The following is a 10,000-nucleotide window of genomic DNA, read 5'->3' on the forward strand; positions in this document are numbered from 1 at the left end:
AGTATAATTTGAAGCCTGGACAGGAAACAAAACTCCAAGGAGTAAGACGATAAAAAGATAAACATAAATATTTTTAAAAAGATAAAGGGAGGGAAACTAGTTGGAAAATATTGCGGATCTTTGGCATGCAGCGCTTGCGAATATCGAAAAGAAAATCAGCAAACCAAGCTTTGATACATGGCTAAAAGCAACAAAAGCACATGCGTTGCAGGGCAATCTGCTTGTCATTACTGCTCCAAATGAGTTTGCCCGCGATTGGCTTGAGGAGCGTTACTCCCAGCTGATTTCAGGAATTCTTTATGAGATAACCGGTGAAGAACTGTCGGTAAAGTTCATTATTCCGCAGAATCAAAAAGAAGAAGACCTCGAAATTCCAACGCCGCGTAAAAAGGTGAAAAAGGAAGACGAGCATAACGATTTTCCATCAAATATTCTAAATCCAAAATATACCTTTGATACATTCGTCATTGGATCAGGCAACCGTTTTGCCCATGCAGCATCTTTAGCTGTTGCTGAAGCACCGGCCAAAGCCTACAACCCCTTGTTCATCTACGGGGGCGTTGGTCTGGGGAAAACCCACTTGATGCATGCAATTGGCCACTATGTTCTGGATCATAATCCATCCGCCAAAGTGGTTTATTTGTCATCCGAAAAGTTCACCAATGAATTTATTAACTCAATTCGCGACAATAAAGCGGAAAACTTCCGCAATAAATATCGAAATGTCGATGTCCTTCTAATTGACGATATTCAATTTTTGGCTGGAAAAGAATCGACCCAGGAAGAATTTTTCCATACATTCAATGCCCTTCATGAGGAAAGCAAGCAAATTGTCATTTCAAGCGACCGTCCGCCCCGTGAGATTCCTACTCTTGAGGATCGTCTGCGATCACGGTTTGAATGGGGGCTGATTACCGATATCACACCGCCGGATTTGGAAACAAGGATTGCCATACTACGCAAAAAGGCAAAAGCTGAAGGCCTCGATATCCCAAATGAGGTCATGCTCTATATTGCTAATCAGATCGATTCCAACATCCGCGAGCTTGAGGGTGCTTTAATCCGCGTTGTAGCGTATTCATCTTTAATTAATAAAGACATTAATGCAGACTTGGCTGCTGAAGCTTTGAAGGATATCATCCCAAGTTCGAAACCAAAGGTCATCACCATTCATGAAATTCAAAAAGTGGTTGGCGAACATTATAGTATCAAGCTGGAGGATTTTAAGGCTAAAAAGCGGACAAAATCTATTGCCTTTCCACGGCAGATTGCCATGTATTTATCGCGTGAATTAACCGATTACTCTTTGCCGAAAATAGGAGAAGAATTTGGCGGCCGCGATCATACTACAGTTATCCATGCTCATGAAAAAATTTCAAAACTGCTCCAGACCGATTCGCAGCTGCAAAAACAAATGAAAGAATTAAATGAGCTGTTGAAAATATAGCATTGAATACTGTGAATAACTTCTTGGAATCTATACACAGTCTGTCCACATGTGGATAGGCTGTGTTTCCATTGAAAATTCCAGTTATCCACATGTTAACAGGCCCTACTAGTACTTCTACTGTTTTTTTATAAAAAATAAATATATGTAATAGCAATTAAAAATATGCCTGAACGGAGGATTTAACAAATGAAATTTAGCATTCAGCGCGACAGACTGGTTCAAAGTGTCCAAGACGTTATGAAGGCTGTCACTTCGAGAACAACGATTCCTATCTTGACCGGGATCAAAATTACCACAACAAATGAGGGAGTAACCTTAACCGGAAGTGATTCTGATATTTCCATTGAATCGTTTATTCCGAAAGAGGAATCAGGCGATGAAATTGTGGAAATCAAGCAACCTGGTTCCATTGTGCTGCAGGCAAAATTCTTTAGTGAAATTGTTAAAAAGCTTCCTACAGATTCTGTTGAAATTGAAGTGCATGGTTCGCTGCAAACCGTCATTCGTTCCGGCAAATCCGAGTTTAACTTAATTGGCCTTGATGCAGAGGAATACCCTCACCTGCCGCAAATAGAGGAAAATAACAAATTCCATATTGCCACAGATTTATTAAAAGCAATGATTCGCCAAACGCATTTTGCTGTGTCCACTTCGGAAACACGCCCCATCTTGACAGGTGTAAACTGGCGAATTGAGAATGGTGAACTAACCTGTATTGCAACAGATAGCCACAGGCTGGCGCTCCGCAAGGCAAAGATCGAAACAGAAATGGATGATAGCTATAATGTTGTTATTCCAGGGAAAAGTTTAAACGAATTAAGTAAGATTATTGATGACTCAAACGAGTTAATTGATATCGTCATTACTGAAAACCAAATTTTATTTAAGGCAAAGCATTTATTGTTTTTCTCCAGACTTTTAGAGGGGAATTATCCGGATACATCGAGATTGATTCCATCAGAAAGCAAAACGGATGTAACCGTTAATACAAAGGAATTCCTACAGGCGATTGACCGTGCTTCCCTTTTGGCTAGAGAAGGCCGAAATAATGTGGTCAAGCTGTCGACAATAGAAGGCGGCGTGATTGAAATTTCCTCCAACACACCGGAAATTGGAAAAGTTGTTGAAGAGATTCAAAGTGAATCAATTGAGGGAGAAGAATTAAAGATTTCATTTAGTGCAAAATATATGATGGATGCGCTAAAAGCGCTCGAAGGAACGGATATCAGAGTGAGCTTTACCGGAGCGATGCGGCCATTCCTGATTCGTCCGATGCATGATGAATCGATCTTACAGCTTATTTTGCCTGTCAGAACTTATTAAACAGATATGATGACCATATGCCGCCATACCACTGGCGGCTTTTTTTCAGGGTTTCCTTTGTTTTTATTTTGGATATTTAGTAAAATAAAGTATTGAGACCATTTTTGGAATGAGGGTGATGATGTGCCTGAAAAAATTTCATTGGATACGGAATATATCACATTGGGGCAATTTTTAAAGCTTGCCGACGTGATTCAAACCGGAGGCATGGCCAAATGGTTTTTAAGTGAACACGATGTATTTATTAATGGTGAACAAGATCAACGACGAGGAAGAAAGCTTCGTTCCGGAGATAAGATTAAAATCCCGGGCTTTGGGGAGTTCGTGATAACTGAGTAAGGATGACATTACATGTATATTCAACAATTAGCTTTAAAAAATTATCGGAATTATGATGAGATGTTTATTGAGTTTGAAAATAAAGTAAATGTCATCTTAGGTGAAAATGCCCAAGGTAAAACAAATGTCATGGAATCCATTTATGTTTTAGCAATGGCCAAATCCCACCGGACCTCAAATGATAAAGATTTAATTCGCTGGGACCAGGAATATGCTAAAATAGAGGGTAGGATTCAAAAACAGCACAGTTCTGTTCCCCTGCAATTAGTGATTTCAAAAAAGGGAAAAAAAGCGAAGCTGAACCATATTGAACAGCAAAAACTGAGTCAGTATGTTGGAAATATGAATGTGGTTATGTTTGCCCCTGAGGATTTAAACCTAGTAAAAGGAAGCCCACAGGTTCGCAGGCGGTTTATTGATATGGAAATTGGCCAAATCTCCCCTATTTACTTACATGATATGAGCCAATACCAGAAAATTCTTCAACAGCGCAATCATTATTTAAAAATGCTGCAGATTAAAAAGCAGACTGACCAAACGATGCTCGAAATATTGACGGAGCAGTTTACTCAAATGGCTGCGAAAATTGTCGCAAAAAGATTTGAGTTTCTCCATTTGCTCGAAAATTGGGCGAAACCGATTCATCATGGAATCTCCCGCGGTCTAGAGAGCCTCGAAATTCAATACAAACCCTCTGTAGATGTATTAGAAGAACAAGACTTGTCGAAAATGATAACAAGTTTTGAAGAGAAGTTTGCCAAAGTGAGGCTGCGAGAAATTGAGCGCGGCACTACCCTGTTTGGGCCGCATCGCGATGATTTGTTGTTTTTGGTAAATGGCCGCGATGTACAAACATTTGGTTCACAAGGTCAGCAGCGGACAACAGCGCTGTCTGTGAAACTTGCGGAAATTGAATTAATTCATGCTGAAATTGGTGAGTATCCGATTTTACTATTGGATGATGTTTTATCGGAATTGGATGATTATCGTCAGTCGCATTTATTAAATACGATTCAAGGCAAAGTCCAAACTTTTGTCACCACCACAAGCGTGGACGGAATTGATCATCAGACGCTTCGGTCCGCTTCGACATTTGAAGTTAGTTCAGGAGTTATCAAGAAAGTTCATTGAGGTGCCTTATGTATATCCATATTGGGGAAGACCATAGCATCAGGTTGAAGGATATTATTACTATTTTAGATAAAGAAAGTGTCAAAAATTCGGAGTTAATCAATGAATTTTTGAAACATCATCAAGATAAGGTTATGAACCTTTCCAAAAATCCCTTTAAATCAATTGTCGTTACGTTTGACAAGGTATACTTATCCCCGATTGCTTCTGGGACCTTAAAAAAGCGTTCTGGTCAAGTTGCTATTCAGGAATTTTAATAGTCTGATTTAGTTAAAGTGTACAATGAAAATATAGATTGAGTTGTTAGAAAGTGCAGGTGAATCAAGTGACAATGGAGCAAAAAGCAGTACAAGAGCAAGCATATGATGCGCATCAAATTCAAGTATTGGAAGGACTTGAGGCTGTCCGGAAAAGACCTGGTATGTATATTGGATCAACGAGCGGCAAAGGCCTGCACCATCTTGTATGGGAAATTGTCGATAATAGTATTGATGAAGCGCTCGCGGGCTATTGTACCGATATCAATGTCACGATTGAAAAGGATAACAGTATTACGGTAAAGGATAACGGCCGAGGTATCCCTGTCGATATTCAAGAAAAAATGGGCAGACCGGCAGTTGAGGTTATTATGACAGTTCTCCATGCCGGGGGTAAGTTCGGCGGCGGAGGCTACAAAGTTTCCGGCGGACTGCACGGTGTTGGTGCATCAGTTGTTAATGCCCTCTCCACTGAACTGGAAGTATATGTTCATCGAGATGGGAAAATCCATCGTATTAAATTTGAACGCGGCAACGTTGTTTCAGAATTAGAAGTGGTTGGAACAACAGACAGAACCGGTACAACGACACATTTTAAGCCCGATGGAGAAATCTTCACTGAAACATTGGTATACGAATATGACATTCTCGCTACTCGCCTTCGCGAGTTGGCTTTCTTGAACCGTGGAATTAAAATCACGATTGAAGACAAGCGTGAGGAAAATAAACATAATGAATATTACTATGAGGGCGGTATTAAATCATATGTTGAGCACTTAAACCGCACAAAAGAAGTCGTCCATGATGAGCCGATTTACATGGAAGGCGAACGTGATGGTATCAGTGTCGAGGTTGCCCTGCAATATAACGACGGCTACACAGAGAATATTTATTCTTTTGCCAACAATATTCACACCTATGAGGGCGGAACACATGAATCTGGGTTTAAAACAGCTTTAACCAGAGTAATTAATGACTATGCCCGCAAAAACGGCTTAATTAAAGAAAGTGATACAAATCTTTCTGGTGAAGATGTTCGTGAAGGCTTAACAGCGATTGTTTCCATTAAGCACCCGGACCCGCAATTCGAGGGGCAGACTAAAACAAAACTCGGAAACTCCGAAGTTAGAGCGATCACAGATACAGTTTTCTCCGGCAAATTTGAACAATTCCTATTAGAGAATCCAACTGTGGCTAGAAAAATTGTCGATAAGGGCTTAATGGCAGCGCGGGCACGGCTTGCGGCCAAGAAAGCCAGGGAATTGACTCGTCGTAAAAGTGCACTTGAAGTTTCCAGTTTACCAGGGAAATTAGCTGATTGTTCTTCAAGAGATCCAGCAGAAAGCGAATTGTATATCGTTGAGGGTGACTCGGCGGGCGGTTCGGCGAAGCAAGGGCGTGACCGTCATTTCCAGGCAATCCTGCCGCTTAGAGGGAAGATTCTAAACGTCGAAAAAGCCCGGCTAGATCGGATCCTCTCAAATAATGAAGTCAGGGCAATGATTACTGCGATTGGAACTGGGATTGGTGAAGATTTTGATATTTCGAAAGCGCGCTATCATAAAATCGTGATTATGACCGATGCTGATGTTGACGGCGCCCATATCCGAACACTCCTATTAACGTTCTTTTATCGGTTTATGAGAAAAATAATTGAAGCGGGATACATTTATATTGCCCAGCCGCCGCTTTATAAAGTACAGCAGGGCAAAAGAGTCGAATATGCCTACAACGACAAGGAACTTGACCGGATCTTTGCTGAGCTGCCAAGTTCGCCAAAGCCCAATATCCAGCGCTATAAAGGTTTGGGAGAGATGAATCCCGAACAATTATGGGAAACAACGATGGATCCTAGTGTCAGAACCATGCTTCAAGTCAGCCTCGAAGATGCGATTGAAGCGGATGAAACCTTTGATATGTTAATGGGGGAAAAGGTTGAACCACGCCGTAACTTCATTGAGGAAAACGCACAATACGTGAAGAATCTAGATATATAACAAACAAAGGGGAAAAAGGGTAGAGGTATGCGCTATCCTCCTTTTTTCTTTTAGGTGATCCCTATTAGGAGGTACCAAATATGAGTGAAACGCCAAATTCGCAAATTAAAGAGATTAATATTAGCCATGAAATGAGATCATCGTTTCTTGACTATGCGATGAGTGTTATTGTATCACGTGCCCTTCCGGATGTACGTGACGGATTAAAGCCGGTCCACCGCCGTATTCTTTATGCTATGCATGATCTTGGAATTCATGCGGACAAACCATATAAAAAATCTGCCCGTATCGTTGGTGACGTAATCGGTAAATACCATCCACATGGTGATTCTGCCGTTTATGAAACAATGGTGCGAATGGCCCAAGACTTTAACTATCGCTACATGCTAGTCGATGGTCATGGAAATTTTGGTTCTGTCGATGGTGATTCAGCTGCAGCTATGCGTTATACAGAATCAAGAATGTCAAAAATCTCAATGGAATTATTAAGAGATCTTAATAAAGATACCATTGATTATCAGGATAACTATGATGGTGAAGAAAGAGAACCGGTTGTGCTGCCGGCAAGATTCCCTAACCTTCTGGTTAACGGTACAACGGGGATTGCTGTGGGAATGGCGACCAATATCCCGCCGCACCAACTAGGTGAAGTTATTGATGGTGTTTTAGCTGTTAGCCATGACCCAGGCATCACCAGCCAGGAGTTAATGGAAATCATTCCTGGTCCTGACTTCCCTACAGGCGGGATCATTCTTGGCCGCAGCGGGATTCGCAAAGCTTACGAAACAGGCAGAGGCTCGATTACATTAAGGGCCAAGGTGGAAATTGAACAAAAAGCAAACGGTAAAGAAACGATTATTGTCAACGAAATTCCATATCAAGTGAACAAAGCAAAGTTGATTGAAAAAATTGCTGAACTTGCCCGCGATAAAAAACTTGAAGGCATTACTGACCTGCGTGACGAATCTGACCGCAGAGGAATGCGAATTGTTATTGAACTTCGCAAGGACGCAAATGCCAATGTACTGTTGAATAATTTATATAAATTAACAGCTATGCAAACAAGCTATGGCATCAACATGCTGGCATTAGTTAATGGTCATCCGAAGGTATTAACATTAAAGCAATGTTTAGTACATTATTTGGATCATCAAAAAGTTGTTATCCGCCGGAGAACAGAATTTGAACTGCGTAAAGCAGAAGCCCGTGCACACATTTTGGAAGGTTTGCGTGTGGCGCTTGATCATATTGATGCGATTATTACGTTAATTCGCGGTTCGCAAACAACAGATATTGCCCGTGAAGGGTTAATGACACAATTTAACCTTTCTGAAAAACAAGCACAGGCGATTCTCGATATGCGTCTGCAGCGTTTAACAGGATTGGAAAGAGAAAAAATTGAAGAAGAATATCAAAACCTTGTTAAGTTGATCGCTGAATTAAAAGGCATTTTGGCAGACGAGGAAAAGGTTCTTGAGATTATTCGTGAAGAACTGCTTGAAATCAAAGAGCGTTTCAATGATAAACGTCGCACTGAAATAGCTGTTGGCGGTATTGAATTTTTTGAAGATGAAGATCTAATTCCACGTGAAAGTATCGTCATCACCCTGACGCATAATGGGTACATCAAGCGGCTTCCAGTATCAACCTACCGCGCCCAAAAACGCGGCGGCCGCGGCATCCAGGGAATGGGGACAAATGAGGATGACTTTGTCGAGCATTTAATCACCACTTCGACGCATGATACGATTCTTTACTTCACTAATAAAGGGAAAGTTTATCGTACCAAAGGTTATGAAATTCCGGAATACAGCCGTACGGCCAAAGGAATTCCAATTATTAATCTTCTTAGCGTAGAAAAGGGAGAATGGATTAATGCGATTATTCCTGTTGAAGAATTCGTTGATGATTGGTACCTATTCTTCACCACGAAAGAAGGAATATCGAAGCGCTCCCCTCTTTCATCATTTGCGCATATTCGTAATAACGGCTTAATTGCCTTGAGCCTGCGCGAGGGCGATGAACTTATTTCGGTAAAGTTGACTGATGGAAGCAAGGATATGATTATTGGTACGAAAAAGGGAATGCTGATTCGCTTCCCAGAAACAGATGTCCGCTCAATGGGCCGCACCGCCACAGGGGTAAAAGGAATTACCCTCGACAGTGATGATGAGGTTATTGGTATGGAAGTACTGGAAGAGGACAACGATATCCTGATTGTTACGAAAAATGGCTATGGTAAACGCACCCCTGCGGCTGAATACCGAATTCAAGGCCGGGGCGGCAAGGGAATTAAAACCTGTCATGTCACTGACAAAAATGGAAATCTAGTTTCCGTAAGAACCGTGACCGGCGATGAGGATTTAATGCTGATTACAACTGGCGGTGTGCTAATCCGCATTGATGTAGCTGGTATCTCTCAATTAGGCCGTAATACTCAAGGTGTCAAGCTAATCAATATTAAGGAAAACAATGAATTTGTTGCTACTGTGGCAAAGGTCGAGAAGGAAGAAGAGGAAGAAGAAATCAGCGAAGAACTGTCTTCTGAATCAGAAGGATCTGAAGCAGTAGTATCTGAATCAGAGCCTAGCACGGAGAATGAAGAATAATGACTAAGAACGGAGCACTCAGAGTAGTGCTCCTTCTTTCTAGTTTTTATTATAGGCATAGTAAAAAAATACAGAAAAACCGTTGACATACATTTATCACGGTGGTATATTAATAAAGTCGCCTCGGGGCGATGATGAATTTGATCTTTGAAAACTAAACAAACAAAAACGTCAACAATAAAACATTCATTCCTAACGGAATGAAGCCAACGTAACTTTTATGAGCTAATCAACTCATCTTTTTTGGAGAGTTTGATCCTGGCTCAGGACGAACGCTGGCGGCGTGCCTAATACATGCAAGTCGAGCGAATCAATAGGAGCTTGCTCCTGTTGGTTAGCGGCGGACGGGTGAGTAACACGTGGGCAACCTGCCTGTAAGACTGGGATAACACCGGGAAACCGGTGCTAATACCGGATAATTCTTATCAACACATGTTGGTAAGCTGAAAGTCGGTTTACGCTGACACTTACAGATGGGCCCGCGGCGCATTAGCTAGTTGGTGAGGTAACGGCTCACCAAGGCGACGATGCGTAGCCGACCTGAGAGGGTGATCGGCCACACTGGGACTGAGACACGGCCCAGACTCCTACGGGAGGCAGCAGTAGGGAATCTTCCACAATGGACGAAAGTCTGATGGAGCAACGCCGCGTGAGCGAAGAAGGCCTTCGGGTCGTAAAGCTCTGTTGTCAGGGAAGAACAAGTATCGGAGTAACTGCCGGTACCTTGACGGTACCTGACCAGAAAGCCACGGCTAACTACGTGCCAGCAGCCGCGGTAATACGTAGGTGGCAAGCGTTGTCCGGAATTATTGGGCGTAAAGCGCGCGCAGGCGGTCCTTTAAGTCTGATGTGAAAGCCCACGGCTCAACCGTGGAGGGTCATTGGAAACTGGGG

Annotated in this window: 7 protein-coding genes and 1 rRNA gene (1 of these 8 cut by a window edge); all 8 read left to right on the top strand. The window is 42.0% G+C overall.

Features of this window, described 5'->3' with window-relative positions; translation table 11 throughout:
• Positions 1–100: 100 nt before the first annotated feature.
• Positions 101–1,447, top strand: coding sequence for a chromosomal replication initiator protein DnaA (gene dnaA, locus ACZ43M_RS00005; protein ID WP_464505514.1), 1,347 nt, complete (start codon positions 101–103; stop codon positions 1,445–1,447).
• A 189-nt stretch (positions 1,448–1,636) separates the two neighbouring features.
• Complete coding sequence (gene dnaN / locus ACZ43M_RS00010; RefSeq protein WP_464505515.1) at positions 1,637–2,773, top strand: DNA polymerase III subunit beta; 1,137 nt, start codon at positions 1,637–1,639, stop codon at positions 2,771–2,773.
• Positions 2,774–2,896: 123 nt separating this feature from the next.
• Complete coding sequence (gene yaaA, locus ACZ43M_RS00015) at positions 2,897–3,112, top strand: S4 domain-containing protein YaaA (protein WP_464505516.1); 216 nt, start codon at positions 2,897–2,899, stop codon at positions 3,110–3,112.
• Positions 3,113–3,124: 12 nt separating this feature from the next.
• Positions 3,125–4,243 (top strand): DNA replication/repair protein RecF, encoded by a 1,119-nt coding sequence (recF, locus tag ACZ43M_RS00020; RefSeq protein ID WP_464505517.1) that lies wholly within the window; start codon positions 3,125–3,127, stop codon positions 4,241–4,243.
• A gap of 8 nt (positions 4,244–4,251) precedes the next feature.
• Positions 4,252–4,500, top strand: coding sequence for an extracellular matrix regulator RemB (gene remB, locus ACZ43M_RS00025; protein ID WP_464505518.1), 249 nt, complete (start codon positions 4,252–4,254; stop codon positions 4,498–4,500).
• Between the two features lie 74 nt (positions 4,501–4,574).
• Positions 4,575–6,497, top strand: a complete 1,923-nt coding sequence (gyrB, locus tag ACZ43M_RS00030; RefSeq protein WP_464505519.1) for a DNA topoisomerase (ATP-hydrolyzing) subunit B — start codon at positions 4,575–4,577, stop codon at positions 6,495–6,497.
• 80 nt (positions 6,498–6,577) lie between these two features.
• Positions 6,578–9,106 carry a DNA gyrase subunit A gene (gene gyrA / locus ACZ43M_RS00035; protein WP_464505520.1) on the top strand — a complete coding sequence of 843 codons (2,529 nt, stop codon included), beginning with the start codon at positions 6,578–6,580 and terminating at the stop codon, positions 9,104–9,106.
• Positions 9,107–9,346: 240 nt separating this feature from the next.
• Positions 9,347–10,000 (top strand): 16S ribosomal RNA (locus tag ACZ43M_RS00040); it runs 896 nt beyond the window's last position.

The organism is Neobacillus sp. B24, assembly GCF_055381825.1.